The following is a 17537-nucleotide window of genomic DNA, read 5'->3' as shown; positions in this document are numbered from 1 at the left end:
AGGGCTCGACGCTGTCAGCCGTTCCTCCAGAACTCCAGACAGCCGTGCGGCAGGCAGACGTCCGCGTGATCGGCCGTCCGCAGGCGATTCATCGGGCCATCGTGCCCACGAGGCCTGCCGTCGCATCCCACAGCCGACCCGCCATCACCTCGTCGAAGCCGTTCTCGCCTTGGCGGCGGACCGCCGGGCGCCTCGTAGGCCGCCGAGGCCGTCCGGGCCGATGTAGGAGTTGCCGGGGACGTCCTGGGTGGCGGCGTAGAGGACTGACAGTGCTCCGCGTTCGGGGGTGTTGGTGAGGAAGGTGAATCGGTTGATGATGTTCGAGCGGGAGTAGGAGGCCAGGGCGGTGCGGGCGATACCCGGGCTGGCGAGGACCGAGCGGAGCGGGCTGCCGGTGGCGGTCAGGCGGCGTTGGAGTTCCGGGGAAAACAGGACGACGGCGAGCTTCGACGCCTGGTAGGCGGCCATTCCGTTGTACGTACGGGTACGCCAGTCCAGGTCGGTCAGGTCGATCCTGCCATGCCGGTGCAACTGGCTGGTGACGTGCACGACGCGGTCGGTGACGTGTCCGAGGAGCAGGCTGGTCAGGAAGAAGGGGCCGGTGTGGTTGGTGGCCGTCTGGACGTCGAGGCCGTCGGCGGTGCGGCTGGAGGGGATGTCCATCACGCCGGCGTTGTTGATCAGGATGTCGAGGCGGTCCGACCAGGAGTCGGCGAAGGTGCGGACCGAGGTCATATCCGACACGTCGAAGTGGCGGACGTTCTCCACCATCGTCTGGTGCAACCACTGAATGACAGGTCGTGGCTGAGCCGCGCCGGATGCCCAACCATGAACCATGGAGCATGCATTCGACCGTTCGTCCCTGGGCGCCTTCCTGCGCACCCGGCGCACAGCGCTGCAACCCGAGGCCGTCGGGCTGCGCCGAGGCCCCCGCCGACGCGCCCCGGGCCTGCGCCGCGAGGAGATGGCGGAACTGTGCCCCATGTCCGCCGACTACTTCGCCCGCCTCAAACGCGGCGACGGCCCGCAGCCCTCGGAACAGAGGGTCGCGGCGATCGCGCGGGGCCTGCGCCTGACCCCCGAGGAACGCAACCACCTCTTCCTGTTCGTCGGCTACCGCACCGCCCCCACGGCGAGCTGCGGTCCGCGCACGTGAGTCCCGGGCTGATGCGGGTCATGGACGGTCTGGCCGACCAGGCCGCGCAGATCATGGGGCCACTCGGCGAGACGCTGGTACAGACGCCGCCCGCCGAAGCGCTTCTCGGCAACCAGACCAAGCGCGTCCACGTCCAGGTCGGCGAGATGGACCTCCCTCCACTGCCAGCTCCTCCTGGACCCCGACCAGGGACAGTCACTGCTCGTCTTCACCGCCACCCCCGGCACGGAGAGCCACGAGAAGCTCGCGCTGCTCAGCGTGCTGGGCACCGATCAGTTCGCCACCGTTACGCGGTGACACCCTTCTTTCGTCTACGTCGTACAAGTGCGGCGGTGGTACGCCTTGTTGGCGATGCGCCAGCCGTCGGTGACCTGGGTCAGCAGGAAGATGTCGGTGAACGTGTCCGCCCCGTGCGAGAGCGTCATCGTGGCGGTCGCGACGGTTCCGTGGACATCGACGGCGTCGATGCGGCGGGTGCGGGTCGGTTCGTCGGGGGCCGGTCGGCCCGGAAAGAGGGTGCAGTACTCGTCCAGGTGCCAGGAGACGAACGCGCCGTCCCGGATCCCTTCGATGTGGGCGGTGGGCAGGAACGCGTCCCGGAAGTGGGAGGGGTCGCCGGTGGCGTGTCCGCGGATGTAGGCGCGGAGCGGTTCGAGTACGGCGTCCTCCACGGCGGGGACCGTGGCGGCTACGGCGATGTCGGCCTCCGGGTCGGCGGGGGTGTCGGCGAGGCCGGACGCGCTGCGCAAGGGGGTGTTCGACGCGTCGGCCAGCAGGGCCATGTCCTTGGACAGCGCCTGGATCGTGAACGTCGCCGCGGCCGGGGCCGGATGGGTATCCAGGAAGGGGCGTTTGCGGGCCACGAGCCCGCCGAGTTGGCCGAGTTCGAGGACGTCGAGCGCCTGGGCACGGGAGAGGCCGAGCGCGTCGGCTTGTCGCAGTGAGTCGCGCAGTGCGAGGACGGCGCCGGCGAGGCTGCTGTTGGCGATCAGCTTGAGCGAGGCGGCGGTGGAGGCGTCGTCGATGTGCCGGACGGTGCCCAGTGCTTCCAGAACGGGCCGCGCCCGGTCGAGGGCGTCGTGATCCGCGGCGGCGAGGATCTGGAGGGTGCCGGAGGCAACGGCGGGTACGGAGCCGAGCACGGGTGCGTGGACGTAGGAGGGGCCGAACTGCCGGGCGAGTTCCGACGCTTGGGCGGGGGCGATCGTGCTGGTGTTGAGCACGAGCGTGTCCGTCCGCAGCGAATCGCGGACGTCGTCCAGGACCTGTCGGCAGGCGGGGCCGTCGAACAGCGCCAGGAGTACGAGGTCGGCGACGGCCACGGCGTCGTTCGGGTCGCCGGTCGTCTTGACCGCGTCCGATGTGCGCCCGGAGCGTGTCCAGCCGACGACGTTCCAACCCTGGGTGGCCAACCGGGTCGCGATCGCCTCGCCCATACGCCCCAGGCCGAGGACGGCGATCGTGCCCTGTGTCGTTGTGTGGGGTGTGGTCATGGTCGTCAGACTGGTGCAGCGTGAGGGCTGCGACAAGCGCATATTGTGCAGGTCAGCTCTGCGTGGTGCGCATATCCTGGTGCTGTGGATCTGACGGTGTGGCGAACCTTCGTGACCGTGTGCCGGCTCGGGTCGCTGTCGGCGGCGGCCGCGGAGCTCCATCACACGCAGTCGGCCGTCTCCCGGCAGATCGCCGGACTGGAGCGGCAGCTCGGTGTGCCGCTGATGGAGCGCCATGCGCGCGGTGTGCGTCCGACGGCTGCCGGCGAGGTGTTCCGGCACCATGCTCTGGCCACGCTCAACGAAGCCGACCGCGCTGTTCGCGCCGCACGGGAGGCCGGTGACGGGGCGGCGTTCAACCGGCCCCTGACCGTCGGCGCGACGCCCTCGCTTGCCGCAGGGGTCGTGCCCGAGGCCATCCGGGCCCTGCTGAAGGAGACCGGATCCCTTCGGTGGAGCCTGCTTCCCGGCCTGAGCGCGCCACTGCACGACCGTGTGGTCGCCGGCGAACTCGACATCGCCGTCGTCACGGACGCGCCGCCCGGGCTGCCGCACGACCCGCGGACCGAACGCCGGTTCCTCGGGGTGGACGACATGGTCGTCGCGCTGCCTGTGGATCATCCGCGGACCGGGGGCGGTCCCGTGCGTATGCGGGCGCTGGCCGACGAGACCTGGGCCGAGGACAACGACGGTTCCGCGGCCCTCCTGCACCAGCACGCCGCCCGTGCCGGGGTCAGCGCCCGCATCGAACTCACCGCGGCCGACCTGCCCGGCAAACTGGCCCTGGTCGCGACCGGCCACGCCATCGCGCTGATCCCCGGGGTGCTGACACGCGGGCTGCGGACGGATGTCACCACGGTGAGCCTGGTCGATCCTCCGACTCGCGGCGTCTACACGGTCGTACCGCGTCGCGACCGACACCCGCGTACGGCGGCCCTGCTCGACCACCTGGCGACGGCCTTCGCGTCGGTTCGTCCCGGCCACGACGGCGTCACTTCAGGGCCGGGCGTCGCGGCCGACCGATACGGTCCAAAGGTGCGTTGAACTTCCGGGCTTCGGCCACGTGTTGCCGTGTTGATTGAGGAAGAAGGACTGAACCGTGTCCGACCGACCTGAGATCGTCTGCATCTGCGGCTCCACCCGGTTCGTGGACGAGATGAGCGCGGCGAACCGTGAACTGACCTTCGCAGGTGCCATCGTCGTCGCGCCGGGCGTCTTCCCGCGCGCCGAGGATCACGAGGCAGGCGAGTTGATCACGGAGGAGCAGAAGACCGCGCTGTCCGCCCTCCACCTGCGCAAGATCGACCTGGCCGACCGGGTTCTGGTCGTCAACCCGGGCGGGTACATCGGCGAGTCCACGAGCAGGGAGATCGCATACGCCCAGGCCACCGGCAAACCGGTCTCGTTCACCCATCCCGTCCGCTGTACGGGGTGATGATCGTCACCGGCGTTCCGGGAGGGGGTCGGTGAAGTGCCAGCCCTTGGCGAGAAGGCCGTCCACCGCGGTCACGGCCGCGTGCAGCCGTTCCTCGGGGCTGCCGGTGAGCAGGAGGAAGCGGCGGTCGGTGCGCTCCAGTTCTTCCCTGAACCGGGCTGTCATCCAGGGGCGCAGGTGTGGGGCGTCGCGCAGACCGTCGTCCTCGAAGGGCACGCCCTCGTGGTCGGTGAGCAGGTACAGGTGGCGCGGGGTGCGGTCGGCCAGGGCCGCGACCTCGGGGGCGGGGGCGCCGAGGTAGCGCTCGTGCCAGATCGCGGTGGCGAAGGAGTCGGTGTCGCAGACGAGCACCGGGGAGCCGTCGCGTGCCGCCTGCTCCTCGTCGGCGTCCTGGTGGCGGGCTATGACGGTGAACTCCTCGGAGGTGAACTCGACTTGCGTCCAGTCGGCTCCGGGGTCGGCGGTCCGCAGGGCAGCCAGCTTCTCTTCGCTGTAGGTGCGCCCGTACTCGGGCACCCAGCCGGTGCCGGACCAGACCCCGCCGCGTGCGCGGTAGTGGGCGGCCAGCGCCCGGGAGAGGGTGGTCGTGCCCGTGGACTCGGCGCCCAGGACGACCACGCGCCGGGTGAGGGCGGCGCGCACGCCCGGGCCGAGGAAGTCCCAGCAGCCCACCGGGTCCTTGCGGACGGCCGTCGCGGAGACCGGGTACGTGGTGCGGTCCGGGTCCACGCACACCTCGGCCGCGCCGAAACGCCGGGCCAGTTCGGTGCCGTAGGACTCGGAGGTGAACACGGCGTCCACCGGCTCCGGCACGGCCGTGCGGAAGACCTCCATGTGGGCCTCCCACACCGCGGCGTCGTGCAGATCGACCGGATGGTCGTCCACCGCGCCGACGACCTCGGCTTCGGGATGAGCCTCGCGCATCCACGCCACCCGGTCGGCGAGGGGCACCGACTCCACCGAGGCGGCGCAGACCAGGACGGTCAGCCGGTCGCACTGCGCGAGGGCGGTGCGGACGAGGTGGTGATGGCCGGCGTGCGGCGGATAGAACTTGCCCAGCACCAGTCCGTGCCGGTACGGGCGGGCGGCGGCGGGGACGGGGACGGCGTTCATGCGGCCACCGCCGTGGCGGGGCGCGGGGCGGCGGCCGCGAGGGTGCGCCGCCAGCCGAGGAGGCCGACCACGCACAGGACGAGGAAGCCGACGTAGAGCAGGGAGGTCAGGTACAGGCCCTTGGCCGCGTAGAGCGGTATGTAGACCAGGTCGGCGGCGATCCACAGCCACCAGGACTCCAGCAGCTTGCGGCACTGGCCGTAGGTGGCGGTCAGGGAGAGGGCGGTGGTGAGGGCGTCCCAGAAGGGGACGGTGGAGTCGGTGGCCCGGTCGAGCAGCAGGGTGAGGGCGGCGGTGCCCAGCACGCCGGCGGCGGCGAGCCAGGCCCATTCGGTGCCCGTGGTGCGGCGTACCGGCAGCGCGCCGCCGGTGACCGGTCCGGCGCCTCGGGCCCAGGTCCACCAGCCGTAGGCCGCCAGCGCGATGAAGACGACCTGGAGGCCGGCGTCGGCGTACAGGCCGGCCTGGACGAAGAGCACGATGAAGAAGACGTTGTTGGCGATGCCGACGGGCCAGTTCGCGATGTGCTGGCGGGCCACCAGCCAGACACAGGCGGCGCCGGTCGCGAAGCCGAGCGCTTCGGTCCAGGTCAGGTTCCAGTTCACGGACAGCTCCTTAATAGTCGTGGTGACTATAAAGAGGGGTGTGGGTGGAGGGCAAGGGGGATATCGGGGCCGCGTTCGAGACAGGGGTCACGTTCGAGGGCCATTGACCGGTGAAGCACCCCACATGACCCACATCACCTACTAACCATCCCAGTAGGACATTTCGGACGCCATGGGCATGCCATAACGGCCTCTGACCTGCGCATTGAGAGCCAGCTCACACGGGCGGTCGGGTCGGCGAATACGACCATAACTAGCAAAAGGGGTCATTGCGGACGCCTTCCCGGCCTGCTTATCTGGATGACGTCGCACGGCGCCGACAAGCCCCCCGGGCCTCGGCGCCGACGCATGCACGGTGACTCACCTTGCACTGCGGGCGACCGCAACGTCCCCGAAGAAAAAGGTTCTCTGTGTCCGTCTCCGTCATCCGCCGCATCGCCAGCCCGAAGAAGGCCGTCACCGCCGTCGCCCTGGTCGCCGCCTCCGCCGGCATCGCCATGACCGCGGCCCCGGCCCACGCGGCGACGTCGTCCGCGTCCAGCGCTCAGGCGATCGCGCACAAGATGATCCCGGACGCCGCGCAGTACAAGGCCTTCTCCAACATCGTCAGCCACGAGAGCGGCTGGAACGTCAAGGCCACGAACTCCTCTTCCGGCGCCTACGGCCTGGTCCAGGCCCTGCCCGCCTCGAAGATGGCTTCTGCCGGCTCCGACTGGAAGACCAACCCCGCCACCCAGATCAAGTGGGGCCTCGACTACATGAACTCCCGCTACGGCAGCCCCGTCGCCGCCTGGAACTTCTGGCAGTCCCACGGCTGGTACTAAACCAACCCAGCCACACAGCACCACCACGCACCACGCATGACAACGGCGCCCCCGACCCCGGGGCCGCCGTTTCGGCGTATCCACCCCCTTGCTTGTCAGGATCCTCCTGACATCCGGGCGTGAACATCTGCACCGAGTGCGTGGACCTGGCCGCCTCGATCGTGGCCGAGTACCGCCCGGGTCCGACCGAGCTGCGGATGCCGATGTGGGGCAAGCTGAGCGATGCCGAGATGCTGGAGCGGCTGCCCCGGGTCGTGGCCGTCGCCGACCAGGTCGAGGCCGATCTGCGCATGTGGGTCACGGAGCTACGGCGGCGTGGTGTGACCTGGGCCAGGATCGGCCGGGCGCTGGGCATCACGCGCCAGTCGGCCTGGGAGCGGTTCTCCGGGGAGGAGTGACGAGGGTGAGCGAACATGAGCGGCTCCGGCCGACGTGGGTGTCGGACGGAGCCGCTCATGAGAGGGGTGCGGTCGCGATGACCTGCCACGTCAGTCGTCGTCGTTGCGCACCCTGACGCCGTTGGCCTCGAAGTCGTAGATGTTGTCATTGATGCGGAGGCCGTCGACGGCGCCGATCCACATGTGGTCGCGGCCCTTGCCCACCGCGGCCGTGTAGATGGTCGCGCCGTCGCCGCCGTCGTTGAGCGATGCCTTCAACTGGGCGAAGGTGCACTGGGCGGCCTGCGTACAGGTGGTCTCGTTGCCCGAGAGGAACCAGTAGCCGGTCGTGGTGGCATCGATGAAGGAGCTCCAGCGGTTCGTCACGGGGGCGGCGTCCGGCACCCACACCATCGTGGAGTAGTTGTCGTTCGGAAGCGCGTCCAGGTTCGGATCGATCTCGAACCGGATGTTCGGCATGTTCTCCGCGCCGCCGCGCTGCACGTTCTCCCCGGTCTGGAAGACGTGGAACCCGAGCCTCTGCAGGCCCTGCACCGGATCGCCGAAGAAGTCGACCTCGTTGCCGAAGTCGACCTTCTCGCTGGCGGGGGTCAGCGAGGTGGACTGGTCCGACACCGCGATGCCGAGGCTGCCTCGTCCGTACGGCGGTCTGCCGGAGGAGTCCGTCACGCCGAACGAGCCGAAGGGGCCGTTCCGCAGGTCGGCGACCGGCGAGCCGATGGTGTTGCGGGCGATCACTCCCCAGTGATCGGGGCGTTCTTGTTCTCCATAGCCACCGTCGCCGTCCGCGACCGCGGACACCGATCCCAAGAGTGTCGAGGCGACGGCCGCGGCCAGCGCCGTTGCCACGAGCGCCTTCTTCCGGGTCACGCCAAAGCGAACGCTCACACTCGTTCCTTCCAGGTGATTGAAGGGCACCCCGGCGTGCACCGGGCGCCCGAACGATGCGATCCTTCACACCACCGGCGATTACTGATGGTGACATCGCACTCACCATATGTAGACATAATCAGCCATCACGCAACAGTGATCATCGGCTGATCGCTACTTTCCGTACCGGATCCACGGCCGCGAATTTCAGCCGATCGGGGCGGTTCCCTGGGGCCCCTCAAGTCGACGTCGCCCCCGTGCCGAGCAGGGGGATCGCGCCTCCCACAGTCCATGATCAGCAGGATCCGGGACTGGGCTGGTCGGGGTCATCGGTGGGTGGACACGGTCGGGCTACCGCCGCGGGTGTCGTAAGAGGCAAACGCGTGACGGAATGCCGCCGTGGAGGTCGCCGTGGGTGAACGCCGGGGTCCACAGCCGCAGCGGTGCGTCGTGCAGGGTGCGGACGGCGGCGCCCGGCGCGGCCCATGCCGCCGGTGACCCGGTCGACGGGCCGCCGAGGCGGCCGAGCGTCGTCCCCGGGACGGCGGCGATCGCGAGCACGGGCGGCTCGCGCCACAGGACCACCGGTGTCGGGACGGGGGCGAGGGCCATCGCCTCGACCTCGGCGTCGATGCGTGTCCGGTCGGCGTCCACCTTCAGGAACACGTCGCCGACGTCGCCGGGTTCTGTCGCGTGCGCGCGCTGATGCGGGTGACCGTGTCCGCTATGTGGCGCGTTCCAGGAGCATGGTCATGCCCTGTCCGCCCGCGGCGACGACGGTGATCAGCGCGGTGCTGAGGTCGTCGTGGCGCAGGGTGGTGAGGGCGGTGGTGGTGAGGCGGGCTCCGGCGGCGCCGTAGGGTTCGCCCAGTGCGATGGAGCCGCCGTGCGGGTTCATCCGCTCGGGGTCGAGGCCGAGTTCGGCGCAGTAGGCGAGAACCTGTGCGGCGAAGGGCTCGTTGCCGCAGATGGTGTCGACATCGGCCAGGGACATGCCGGCCCGGGCCAGGACGCCGTAGGTGGCGGCGACGGGGGCGGGGCCCTCCGTCTCGGCGGAACCGGCGGACGCCCCGGTGGCCAGGATCCGGGCCAGCGGAGCGTGTCCGTGGGCGCGGGCGTACTCCTCGGACATCACGACGACCGCTGCGGCGCCGTCGGACAGAGGCGCGCTGTTTCCGGCGGTGACGCGTCCGTCGGGGCGGAACCGCGGCGGCAGTGCGGCCAGGCTCTGCGGGGTCACACCGGTGCGCGGGCAGTCGTCGGCCTCGGCGGTCGTGCCGTCGGGGAGCTTCACCGGCATGATGTCGCCGAAGTGGAAGCCCTCGGCGCGTGCCCGCTGGGTGAGGCGGTGGGAGCGGACGGCGTAGGCGTCCATGGCGGTGCGGGTGATGCCGTAGTGGTCGGCCGCGTTCTCGGCGGCCAGACCGACCGGGATGTAGGGGTCGGGGAGAGCGCCGTCGTCGCGCGGATCGGTCCAGGGGGCCGTACGCGGTCCCGAACGCCGGCGGGTGCGGTCCCGGGCCTCGCCGAAGGCGGGGTTCTCGGTGCCCGGCCAGGTGTCCGAACTGCCGTGGGCCAGCCGGGACTGCGACTCGATGCCGGCCGCGACGACGACGTCCGCGTCACCGCAGCGCACGCTCTGCGCGGCCATGCGGATCGCCTGGAGCGAGGAGGTGCAGAACCGGTTCACGGTGACGGCCGGAACGTGGTCCCAGCCGAGCAGGACGGCGGCGATCCTGGCGATGTTGAACCCTTGCTCGCCGCCGGGCAGCGCGCAGCCGACGATCAGATCGTCGACGTGGGCGGGTTCCAGGCCGGGTGTGCGGGCCAGGGCCTGGGCGACGGTTGCGGCGAGCAGGTCGTCGGGGCGTACGTCGGCCAGTACGCCTTTGTGGGCACGGCCGATGGGGGTGCGGACGGTGGAGGTGATCACAGCGTGCGGGGGCATGGGGGGTTCCGTGTCTTGAGACGGTGAGGGGGCGCGAGGGTCGTGCAGAGAGCGCTCAGGGGGCGTGCGCAGTGGTCCTGGTGGAGCGCGGGGTGGTCAAAGGCTGAACGCGGGGTGGTCAAAGGCTGAGCGCGGGGCGGTAGGTGCGCAGCCACTGGTCCAGGTCCAGGACGAGTTCCAGGCCCTCTCGGGGGAAACGGCTCTCCGCGCCGGCCTCCAGCAGCAGGCGGCGCACGGCCGCGGTGTCGAGCAGGTCCAGGGCGGGGCCGCCGTCGGCCAGGAGCCGGGTGACCTGGGAGGTGAGGGCGGTGCGGTAGGCGGGATCGCGGACGAGCGGGTACGGGCTCTTGCGCCGTTCCAGCACCGGCGGGGGCAGCAGATCGGCGACGGCGGCGCGCAGCAGGCTTTTCTCGCGACCGTCGAAGGTCTTGAACCGCCACGGGGCGTTGAAGACGTACTCGACCAGGCGGTGGTCCAGGAACGGCACACGCACCTCCAGGCCCACGCCCATGCCGAGCCGGTCGGCGCGGTCCAGCAGGCAGGGCAGGAACCGGGTGAGGTTCAGATGGCTGACACGGCGCAGAGCCGCCTCCTCGGGCGAGGTGCCGGGCAGATGCTCGATCTCCGTGCACGCGGCGCGGTGGAGCTCGCGGCGGTGTCCGGGCAGATCCAGGGCGGCTGCCAGCGCCGGGTCGAGCAGACGTGTCAGGTCGGCGCGTTCGAGCACCGTGGCCCAGGGAAAGGTGCCCGACGCCGCCGCCCGGGGCGTGAACCAGCGGTAGCCGCCGAACAGTTCGTCCGCTCCGTCGCCGGCGAGGGTGACCTTGAAGTGCTCGCGCACCGCACCGAACAGATCCAGCAGCGAGGTGTCGAAGTCTCCGAGGGTCAGCGCGTCGCGCAGCCGGCCCACCCGGGCCCGCCGTGCGGGATCGGACAGGGCTGCGGCGGTCGACCGGACCCGGCGGTGGGTGCTGCCGAGGTGACGTGCCATCAACTCGGCGTAGGGGCCGTCGGGATCGCGTCCCATCGCGTCGCCGTCGGAGCGGCGGGTGCCGAGATCCACCGTCAGGGTGTGCAGCGGTACGGTGCCGGGTCGGGCGAGCGCGGCGAGGGCGCTGGAGTCCAGGCCGCCGGAGAGCAGGACGCTCACCGGCACGTCGGCTGCCATGTGTCCGCTGACCGAGTCCTGGAGCAACTGCCGTACTCGGGCCACGGTGGTGGGCAGGTCGTCGCGATGCTCGGCCGGGGTCAGCGACCAGTACCGGCTCGCGCGCACCCCTCGGGGATCCATCGAGACGACCGTCGCCGGGGCCACTTCGCGCAGACCGGCGAATACGCTGCGGCCCGGCGTCTTGACCATCGGGTGGGCGGACAGCAGCAGTTCCCGCAGGCCGTCCGGGTCCAGGCGTGCGGACACCGCGGGATGCTCCAGAACCGCTTTGGGCTCGGAGGCGAAGACCACACCGTCGTCCACCTGCGCGTAGCACAGCGGCTTGATGCCGAACCGGTCCCGCGCGAGCGTCAGTCGCCGGGCGACCGGCTCCCACGCCGCGTAGGCGAACATGCCCTCCAGCCGGGCCGGTGCGTGCACGCCCCAGGTGTCGATCGCGTGCAGCACCACCTCACTGTCGCCGCGGGTGGCGAACCGGCGCCCGAACGAACCCAGTTCGGCCCGCAGTTGAGCGTGGTTGTAGATCTCGCCGGTGAATACGACCGCCAAGGGTCCGCGTGAGCCGCGTTCCAGCACCATCGGCTGCCGCCCGCCGACCGGGTCGACGACGGCGAGCCGTGTGTGCCCCAGCCCTGCCGAATCGTCGGTCCAGACGCCGGAGGCATCCGGGCCGCGGCAGGACAAGGCTTCGAGCATCCCCTTCAACTTCAGCGAGAAATCCTCGGTGCCCTCAGGCACCCCGCCCGCGAAACCGGCAAAGCCGACCATCCCGCACATGCTTTTGCGCGTCTCCACCGTCGTAGACGAGGCGCTCCGTCGTCCGGGCCTGCACAGCCCCTCACCCCGCACCGCGCGCCGCGCGTATCGGCGAGGAGGAGAGGCAGGGGCGGCCCGTGATCATGAGCGCCAACCAGCACCGGCCCAACGAGCAGGGCATGAGGTGGTTACCGCTCGGACCGCAACGGCGTCGATGCTTAGGCCAGTTGGCCGTCTCTTCCGTCCCGGGAGCGGGCAGGATCAGCACGAACGGCTCCACGCGCGGCAGGGCTGGACGCGCCCCGCGCCCCGCGCCCCGCTCCATGACCGGCGCCGGGTTTCAGCCGCCCACCCGCTCCACCGGGATCCACACCTCCGCCTCCGCGTGAGTGCCGTCCTCGGACACCCGTGTGCGCGAGAGCGACGGACCCGGCCGGCTGCGGTACGGGTTCGAGGGGAACCACTGCGTGTACACGTCCCGCCACAGGTACTGGACCGCGCGCGGGAACTCGCCCGAGGATTCGAACACCGCCCATGTCCCCGGTTCGACGTCGAGGCTCTCCGAAGCGCCGGGCACGTCCGCGTCGCTCACCACACCGTGGAAGTAGTCGAGTTCGGTGCCCTCCGCGTCCTCCGCGGAGTGGTTGCTGACGGCGGCGACGACACCGCCGGGCTCCCCGGCCGCACACTCCTCCCAGCGCCCGAGCGTCTCCTTGCCGATGCTCTTGACGAACTCCACGATGGCCGGGTTCATCCCCTCGTAGACCAGCGGGACCCGTGTCCCCCTGCCGACGAGCCGGAACGCGTCCTTCTCCACCACCCGGTATCGCATACTGCTGCTCCCTTCGACGATCAACCGGAAGGACATCCGCGGCTGGGAGTGCAGCGCCGCACCCGTGCGCCGCGCCTCGCCGGGGCCGACCCCGTGCACGGCGCGAAAGGCACGCGCGAACGCCTCACCCGAGCTGTACCCGTAGCGCACGGCGACATCGAGCAGCGTCCGCTCCCCCGCGAGCACCTCGGCCCCGGCGAGCGTCAGCCGCCGACGACGGATGTACTCGGAGAGCGGGATGCCCGCCAGCGCCGAGAACACCCGCCGCAGGTGGTACTCCGACGTCATCGCGATACGGGCCACCTCGGCCGCGTCGATGGACTCGTCGAGGTGCTCCTCGATGTGGTCCATGGCCTGATTCAGCCGCTCCAGCACTCCTGGCCGTCCTTCCCTCATTGATCTCCACGCTAGGGAAGCCCCACCGTGCCGGACCCGACATCCTGTGTCCGATACGGTCGGGTCTCACCGCCTCGGGGACCTTCGCGGTTCCTGCGCCGTCTCCGCGATGTCGCCGTCTCCGCGGTGTCTCCGTCTCCGCGATGTCAGTGGCCGCTGCGACCCTGGCGGCATGATCCCTTGGAACCTGCTCGATCTCGACAGAGCCCTGCGCGCCAGTTGGGCCGCCGACACCTGCTCGCCCGACGACCAGCCCGACTGGGAGCCCGGCAATCCGGCCTGGGGGCACTGTGACATCACGGCCTTGGTCGTCAACGACGTCTTCGGCGGTGATTTGGTGGTCGGTGAGGTGCACCTCGACGGGACCCAGCGTGGTTTCCACTGGTGGAACCGGCTGCCCAGCGGCGTCGAACTCGACCTCACACGCGAGCAGTTCCGGCTCGGCCAGACCGTCGACGCCGCCCGTGTCGTCGAACGCCCGCCGGGCCCTCTGCCGCGCCGCTGGGAGGAGTACCTCCTTCTGCGTGAGCGGGTGATCCAGCACCTCGGCCATCTTCCGGAGGCTGTCTGACGGAGAACGGGCGCCGGTACGCCGGCCGGTGGGAGTCCCTCGCCGACGCCGACATCGACGTCGTTTGCCGGTCCGGCGGGCCGCCGTGACGCGGTCAGCCGCTTCCGGGCTCGTCCGGGGTGACCAGGCGGCGTACGGCGTCGGTGATGACGCTGCGCCGCTGTGCGTCGGTGACGAGGTGGCCGACGTCCTCGGTGTGGTGCTGCCACATGTTGGCCAGCGCCAGGACCAGCGCGAGGATCTCGCCGGCCGGCTTGTCGGAGGTGACGGTGCCGCGCTGCTGTGCCGCCTCGATGGCGGCGATCTTCTCGTCCATGGAGCGGGCGACGATCGCGGGCACCGGTCGCTCGGCGCGCTCGAGTGAGTACCACGCGAGAAACCGCATGACCTGCGGGTACTGAGCCGCGGCGTCGTACAGGCGGCCGGCGTAGTCGGCCAGGTCGTCGGCGTCGATGGGCACCGCGTCCACCGTCTGCTCGGCGATCGCCTCGTAGACGGCCTCGAACAGGCCCTCCTTGCCGGCGAAGAACGAGTACACGAGGCCGGGGCTGATGCCTGCGCGCTTGGCGAGCCGGTCCACCCGGGCGCCGGCCACGCCGTACTCGGCGAACTCGGCCAGGGCCGCTTCCATGAGCTGCTGCCGTTTGCGGTCGGGATCGCGCGTCGCCATGCCCCCACCCTCGCCTAATGAACGTTTATTTGACAAGCCGGGTGCGCACGCGCATGCTGGGCTTAGTAAATGAACATTCATTTAGGAAGGTGCCGTCATGACCGCACAGCACTGGACCCCCGCCGACATCCCGCCCCTCGACGGCCGGACCGCCCTGATCACCGGCGCCAACAGCGGCATCGGCTACCGCACCGCCCAGGTCCTGGCACAGCACGGCGCCCGCGTCCTGCTCGCGGGGCGGAACCCCGAGTCCCTGGCCGAGGCCGCCGCCCGGCTGCGCGCCGACATACCCGGCGTGCGCCTGGAGACCGTGGAACTCGACCTCGGCGATCTCACCGCGATCCGCGACGCGGCCGCCCCGATCGCCGCCGGGGAGACGCTCGACATCCTCGTCAACAACGCCGGCGTCATGGATGTCCCCGAGCGCCGCACCACGCGTGACGGCCTCGAACTCACCGTCGGCACCAACCACCTCGGCCACTTCGCCCTGACCGCCCATCTGATGCCCGCCCTGGCCCGCTCCGCGGCCGCCCGGATCGTCGCCGTGAGCGCCATCGCCGCCACCTGGCGCTCCGGCGACCTCACCGACCTGATGAGCGAGCGGCGCTACCGCCCGATGAGCGCGTACGCGAAGTCCAAGCGCGCCAACATCGTCTTCACCCAGGAACTCGCCCGCCGCCTCGGCGGCGGCGCGCACCGAGCCGTCGCGGTCCACCCGGGCTCCGCCGTCACCAACTTGCAGCGCCACACCTCCGCCGGGCGGACGGGGCGGCTGTTCGTCGCCCTGGCCGCGCGCACGCTGATGGGCTCCGCCGACGGCGCCGCCTGGCCCTCCCTCTATGCGGCGACCCACCCCGAGGCCGTCGGCGGCGCCTTCATCGGCCCCGCCGGGCGGGACCAGACCTCCGGCACGCCCAGGCCGGTCCCCCTTCCCGCCGGGGCCGACAGCGCCGACCTCGGCGCCTGGCTGTGGCGCGAGAGCGAGCGGTTGACGGGGGTGACGTTCCGGGTTCCCGGCTCTGCGGACCGGACGAGCGCGCTATGACACGGCGAAACGAGCAGGGCGCACGGCGCGGCAGCGGCTTCTGCCGGCTGCGCGACAACAAGATCGTAGAAGCCACTCTCGCCGAGGCCGTCCTCGGCCCGCCGGGCCAACTCACCGCCTCCGACCCCGGAACCGCCTCATGAACCTCACCGTGTTTGGAGCCAGCGGACGCACCGGGCAGGCGCTGCTGCACCTCGCCCGCGAACACGACCACGGGCACGGACAGGGACAGGGACAGGGACAGGGACAGGGACACCGTACGACCGCGCATGTTCGCGACGCCGCGCGCCTCGGCGACACACCCGCGACCCGCGTCGTCACCGGATCCGTCTTCGACACGGTCAGCGTCACCGAGGCCGTACGGGACGCGGACGCCGTCGTCATCGCCCTCGGCCTGCATCGCGACCGCACCACCGCGCTGTACTCGCGCGGCACGGCGACCGTCGTCGGTGCGATGCGTCAGCACGGCATCCGCCGCCTGGTGGTCGTCTCGGAAGCCGCCTACCCGCCGCACGCCCGCGGCCCCCTCGCCCACACCGCGGCCGCCCTGTACCGGCTCGCCAACGCGCCGGCCGTACGCGAACGGCGCCTACAGGACTCCATCGTGACGATCAGTCACACAGACTGGACGATCCTCCGCCCCACACTGCTGACCCATCGCCCCTCCCGTCGGCCGCCGAGCCCGCCCGCACCGCGCCCGCGCGCCCATACGTTCTCCCGACTGACCTACCGTCAGCTCGCTGCCCAGATCCTCGACATCCTCGACGATCCAGCGACCTACCACCGCAACCTCTATCCGTGAGCCCGCACTTGGGCCCGCCCGCGAAGGAACCACCCATGAACCAGCCCGTCGCCTGGATCACCGGAGCCTCCTCCGGAATCGGCACCGCCATCGCCCGACGCCTCGTCCGCGAGGGCCACATCGTCTACGGAACCGCCCGTCGCCTGGAGCGCCTTGGCGACCTGGAGGCGGAAGGCGTACGCCCGCTCGCCCTGGACGTCACCGACGACGACGCCACGACCCGCGCCCTCGACCTCATCATCGACGAGCAGGGCCGCATCGACGTCCTGGTCAACAATGCCGGCTACGGCTCCTACGGCGCCCTCGAAGACGTCCCTGCGAGCGAGGGCCGTGCCCAGTTCGACGTCAACGTCTTCGCGCCCGCCCGGCTGACCCAGCTCGTCCTGCCCCACATGCGCGCCCAGCGCGGCGGCACCATCGTCAATGTCTCCTCCATCGGAGGAAAGATCTACGGCCCGCTCGGCAGTTGGTACCACGCCACCAAGTTCGCGCTGGAGGGCCTGAGCGACGCGCTGCGCGTCGAAGTCGCGCCGTTCGGCATCCGCGTCGTCCTCATCGAACCCGGCGCGATCCGCACCGAGTGGAACACCATCGCCCGCGACAACCTGATGAAGGTCTCCGGCCACGGCCCCTACGCCCGTCTGGCCCGTTCCGTCCACGATGTACTCGCCCGGGCCGACGCGGCCGGTACCGGCTCCCGTCCCGATGTGGTCGCCGACGCCGTCGCCAAAGCCGTGGCCTCGAACAAGCCCAAAGCCCGCTACGCCGTGGGTACCGCGGCCCGCCAGGCCGTACTCGGACGCAAGATCCTCACCGACCGCTTCCTGGACCGCATCGTCGCCCGCGCCTTCAAGGCGACTCCCGACCAGGTGCTCTGACACTCGCTGCTCGGTGTCTTCGGGTCAGAGTTCGGCAGTCCAGATCCCGGCAGGGTGTTCACTCGGGGACAGCCACAACTGCGGCTGAGAATCCCGATGTTTCTCCTCAGCCTGCTCCTCCCAGTGAAAGCGCTCGGCCATGTCGGGCCACGCGACTTGCAGCACAGGAAAGGGAGGCCGCCGGTAGAACCCGATGGCCCGCCCGAAGAAGGTCCGGTACCAACGCAGATCAACCCGTCTGAGGGCGACTTGGTGACCCTCGACAATCCCGGGATGCCTCTGGCCGTCAGCCAGCGCAGAGCCCGCGGCAGGCTTCTCCGCAAGCCTGTTGAGCGCACGGTGCATGGCATGGACATCGAGCCCGAACATGGCGAGTTCAGGTGCGCCGTAGGTGTGCGCCAGGCCGATCGTGTAGGCGAATCCAGGACCGATCTCGTCTTCGGGGACCATCACGACGTGCCACCCGTGCCGCCGCACATCTTCGATGATCGTCGGATCAGCGCGGTCCGCGTCGCCCCGGTCACCGTAGTCATGGCAGAGGACACAGCGACACAGGAACGGATCACCAGTCATG

21 protein-coding genes and 1 pseudogene are annotated in these 17537 nt (G+C 70.6%); 10 read left to right on the top strand and 12 right to left on the bottom strand.

Features of this window, described 5'->3' with window-relative positions; translation table 11 throughout:
* Window positions 1-144: 144 nt before the first annotated feature.
* The gene (locus AFM16_RS37085; RefSeq protein WP_245177909.1) at window positions 145-783 is read right to left on the bottom strand and encodes an SDR family NAD(P)-dependent oxidoreductase; all 639 of its coding nucleotides are present in this window, start codon (window positions 781-783) and stop codon (window positions 145-147) included.
* 52 nt (window positions 784-835) lie between these two features.
* On the opposite strand from AFM16_RS37085, the gene AFM16_RS40780 reads away from it, so the two are divergent.
* On the top strand, window positions 836-1156 hold the full coding sequence (locus tag AFM16_RS40780; protein ID WP_441348950.1) for a helix-turn-helix domain-containing protein: 321 nt from the start codon (window positions 836-838) through the stop codon (window positions 1154-1156).
* Here the strand turns inward: AFM16_RS40780 and AFM16_RS40775 are convergent.
* A complete protein-coding gene (locus AFM16_RS40775; protein WP_441348949.1) occupies window positions 1114-1425 on the bottom strand; it encodes a hypothetical protein in 312 nt (103 codons plus the stop codon). The two genes, AFM16_RS40780 and AFM16_RS40775, sit on opposite strands and share 43 nt — an antisense overlap.
* 42 nt (window positions 1426-1467) lie before the next feature.
* A complete protein-coding gene (locus tag AFM16_RS37075; RefSeq protein WP_078636629.1) occupies window positions 1468-2649 on the bottom strand; it encodes a nuclear transport factor 2 family protein in 1182 nt (393 codons plus the stop codon).
* An 84-nt stretch (window positions 2650-2733) separates the two neighbouring features.
* On the opposite strand from AFM16_RS37075, the gene AFM16_RS37070 reads away from it, so the two are divergent.
* Both AFM16_RS37070 and AFM16_RS37065 read left to right on the top strand, forming a co-directional pair.
* Window positions 2734-3693 (top strand): LysR family transcriptional regulator, encoded by a 960-nt coding sequence (locus AFM16_RS37070; RefSeq protein ID WP_078636628.1) that lies wholly within the window; start codon window positions 2734-2736, stop codon window positions 3691-3693.
* 55 nt (window positions 3694-3748) lie between these two features.
* Window positions 3749-4084 carry a hypothetical protein gene (locus AFM16_RS37065; RefSeq protein ID WP_078636627.1) on the top strand — a complete coding sequence of 112 codons (336 nt, stop codon included), beginning with the start codon at window positions 3749-3751 and terminating at the stop codon, window positions 4082-4084.
* Window positions 4085-4090: 6 nt separating this feature from the next.
* On the opposite strand, the gene AFM16_RS37060 is transcribed toward AFM16_RS37065, so the two are convergent.
* Both AFM16_RS37060 and pnuC read right to left on the bottom strand, forming a co-directional pair.
* On the bottom strand, window positions 4091-5197 hold the full coding sequence (locus tag AFM16_RS37060; RefSeq protein ID WP_078636626.1) for an AAA family ATPase: 1107 nt from the start codon (window positions 5195-5197) through the stop codon (window positions 4091-4093).
* On the bottom strand, window positions 5194-5808 hold the full coding sequence (gene pnuC, locus AFM16_RS37055; protein ID WP_245178039.1) for a nicotinamide riboside transporter PnuC: 615 nt from the start codon (window positions 5806-5808) through the stop codon (window positions 5194-5196). The genes AFM16_RS37060 and pnuC overlap by 4 nt, the downstream gene beginning before the upstream one ends.
* Window positions 5809-6212: 404 nt before the next feature.
* On the opposite strand from pnuC, the gene AFM16_RS37050 reads away from it, so the two are divergent.
* Window positions 6213-6626: an aggregation-promoting factor C-terminal-like domain-containing protein gene (locus AFM16_RS37050; protein WP_078633328.1), complete on the top strand. Its 414-nt coding sequence runs from the start codon at window positions 6213-6215 to the stop codon at window positions 6624-6626.
* Between the two features lie 119 nt (window positions 6627-6745).
* Window positions 6746-7024 (top strand): hypothetical protein, encoded by a 279-nt coding sequence (locus tag AFM16_RS37045; RefSeq protein ID WP_078636625.1) that lies wholly within the window; start codon window positions 6746-6748, stop codon window positions 7022-7024.
* 90 nt (window positions 7025-7114) lie between these two features.
* On the opposite strand, the gene AFM16_RS37040 is transcribed toward AFM16_RS37045, so the two are convergent.
* The 5 genes and pseudogenes from AFM16_RS37040 to AFM16_RS37020 form a co-directional block, all read right to left on the bottom strand.
* Entirely contained in the window at window positions 7115-7912 is a 798-nt protein-coding gene (locus AFM16_RS37040; protein ID WP_245177908.1) for a hypothetical protein, read from the bottom strand.
* A gap of 384 nt (window positions 7913-8296) precedes the next feature.
* Window positions 8297-8560 (bottom strand): annotated as a pseudogene (locus AFM16_RS37035) (aminoglycoside phosphotransferase family protein); the annotation flags it as partial.
* A 58-nt stretch (window positions 8561-8618) separates the two neighbouring features.
* The gene (locus tag AFM16_RS37030; RefSeq protein WP_078636623.1) at window positions 8619-9842 is read right to left on the bottom strand and encodes an acetyl-CoA C-acyltransferase; all 1224 of its coding nucleotides are present in this window, start codon (window positions 9840-9842) and stop codon (window positions 8619-8621) included.
* Window positions 9843-9960: 118 nt separating this feature from the next.
* A complete protein-coding gene (gene asnB / locus AFM16_RS37025) occupies window positions 9961-11781 on the bottom strand; it encodes an asparagine synthase (glutamine-hydrolyzing) (RefSeq protein WP_167797327.1) in 1821 nt (606 codons plus the stop codon).
* Window positions 11782-12109: 328 nt separating this feature from the next.
* Window positions 12110-12976 carry an AraC family transcriptional regulator gene (locus AFM16_RS37020; RefSeq protein ID WP_078636621.1) on the bottom strand — a complete coding sequence of 289 codons (867 nt, stop codon included), beginning with the start codon at window positions 12974-12976 and terminating at the stop codon, window positions 12110-12112.
* 193 nt (window positions 12977-13169) lie between these two features.
* Between AFM16_RS37020 and AFM16_RS37015 the strand changes: the two genes are divergently transcribed.
* Window positions 13170-13568 (top strand): YunG family protein, encoded by a 399-nt coding sequence (locus AFM16_RS37015; RefSeq protein ID WP_030797163.1) that lies wholly within the window; start codon window positions 13170-13172, stop codon window positions 13566-13568.
* A 94-nt stretch (window positions 13569-13662) separates the two neighbouring features.
* Here the strand turns inward: AFM16_RS37015 and AFM16_RS37010 are convergent, their stop codons facing one another.
* Window positions 13663-14238 (bottom strand): TetR family transcriptional regulator, encoded by a 576-nt coding sequence (locus tag AFM16_RS37010; protein ID WP_030797166.1) that lies wholly within the window; start codon window positions 14236-14238, stop codon window positions 13663-13665.
* Window positions 14239-14335: 97 nt separating this feature from the next.
* On the opposite strand from AFM16_RS37010, the gene AFM16_RS37005 reads away from it, so the two are divergent.
* From AFM16_RS37005 to AFM16_RS36995, 4 genes are read left to right on the top strand one after another with little or no spacing between them, the layout of a single operon-like run.
* Complete coding sequence (locus AFM16_RS37005; RefSeq protein WP_030797167.1) at window positions 14336-15283, top strand: oxidoreductase; 948 nt, start codon at window positions 14336-14338, stop codon at window positions 15281-15283.
* Entirely contained in the window at window positions 15280-15426 is a 147-nt protein-coding gene (locus AFM16_RS39625) for a hypothetical protein (protein ID WP_167797326.1), read from the top strand. The genes AFM16_RS37005 and AFM16_RS39625 overlap by 4 nt, the downstream gene beginning before the upstream one ends.
* Window positions 15423-16085 carry an NAD(P)-dependent oxidoreductase gene (locus tag AFM16_RS37000; protein WP_078636620.1) on the top strand — a complete coding sequence of 221 codons (663 nt, stop codon included), beginning with the start codon at window positions 15423-15425 and terminating at the stop codon, window positions 16083-16085. The genes AFM16_RS39625 and AFM16_RS37000 overlap by 4 nt, the downstream gene beginning before the upstream one ends.
* A gap of 35 nt (window positions 16086-16120) precedes the next feature.
* A complete protein-coding gene (locus tag AFM16_RS36995; RefSeq protein ID WP_078636619.1) occupies window positions 16121-16963 on the top strand; it encodes an oxidoreductase in 843 nt (280 codons plus the stop codon).
* A gap of 24 nt (window positions 16964-16987) precedes the next feature.
* Here the strand turns inward: AFM16_RS36995 and AFM16_RS36990 are convergent, their stop codons facing one another.
* On the bottom strand, window positions 16988-17536 hold the full coding sequence (locus tag AFM16_RS36990; RefSeq protein ID WP_030797173.1) for a DUF4262 domain-containing protein: 549 nt from the start codon (window positions 17534-17536) through the stop codon (window positions 16988-16990).
* Between the last annotated feature and the right edge of the window lies 1 nt (window position 17537).

It is taken from the genome of Streptomyces antibioticus (assembly GCF_002019855.1).
GTDB classification, from domain to species: domain Bacteria; phylum Actinomycetota; class Actinomycetes; order Streptomycetales; family Streptomycetaceae; genus Streptomyces; species Streptomyces antibioticus_B.
Note: the sequence above shows the minus strand (reverse complement) of the source record. Positions and strands in the feature narration are given on the sequence as shown.

Bases quoted from the DNA above. Each gene is read 5' to 3' on its own strand.
- AFM16_RS37010 (WP_030797166.1), bottom strand. From the start codon at position 14,238: ATGGCGACGCGCGATCCCGACCGCAAACGGCAGCAGCTCATGGAAGCG.
- AFM16_RS37005 (WP_030797167.1), top strand. From the start codon at position 14,336: ATGACCGCACAGCACTGGACCCCCGCCGACATCCCGCCCCTCGACGGC.
- AFM16_RS39625 (WP_167797326.1), top strand. From the start codon at position 15,280: ATGACACGGCGAAACGAGCAGGGCGCACGGCGCGGCAGCGGCTTCTGC.
- AFM16_RS37060 (WP_078636626.1), bottom strand. From the start codon at position 5,197: ATGAACGCCGTCCCCGTCCCCGCCGCCGCCCGCCCGTACCGGCACGGA.
- AFM16_RS40780 (WP_441348950.1), top strand. From the start codon at position 836: ATGGAGCATGCATTCGACCGTTCGTCCCTGGGCGCCTTCCTGCGCACC.
- AFM16_RS37000 (WP_078636620.1), top strand. From the start codon at position 15,423: ATGAACCTCACCGTGTTTGGAGCCAGCGGACGCACCGGGCAGGCGCTG.
- AFM16_RS36990 (WP_030797173.1), bottom strand. From the start codon at position 17,536: ATGACTGGTGATCCGTTCCTGTGTCGCTGTGTCCTCTGCCATGACTAC.
- AFM16_RS37075 (WP_078636629.1), bottom strand. From the start codon at position 2,649: ATGACCACACCCCACACAACGACACAGGGCACGATCGCCGTCCTCGGC.
- AFM16_RS37030 (WP_078636623.1), bottom strand. From the start codon at position 9,842: ATGCCCCCGCACGCTGTGATCACCTCCACCGTCCGCACCCCCATCGGC.
- AFM16_RS36995 (WP_078636619.1), top strand. From the start codon at position 16,121: ATGAACCAGCCCGTCGCCTGGATCACCGGAGCCTCCTCCGGAATCGGC.
- AFM16_RS37015 (WP_030797163.1), top strand. From the start codon at position 13,170: ATGATCCCTTGGAACCTGCTCGATCTCGACAGAGCCCTGCGCGCCAGT.
- asnB (WP_167797327.1), bottom strand. From the start codon at position 11,781: ATGGTCGGCTTTGCCGGTTTCGCGGGCGGGGTGCCTGAGGGCACCGAG.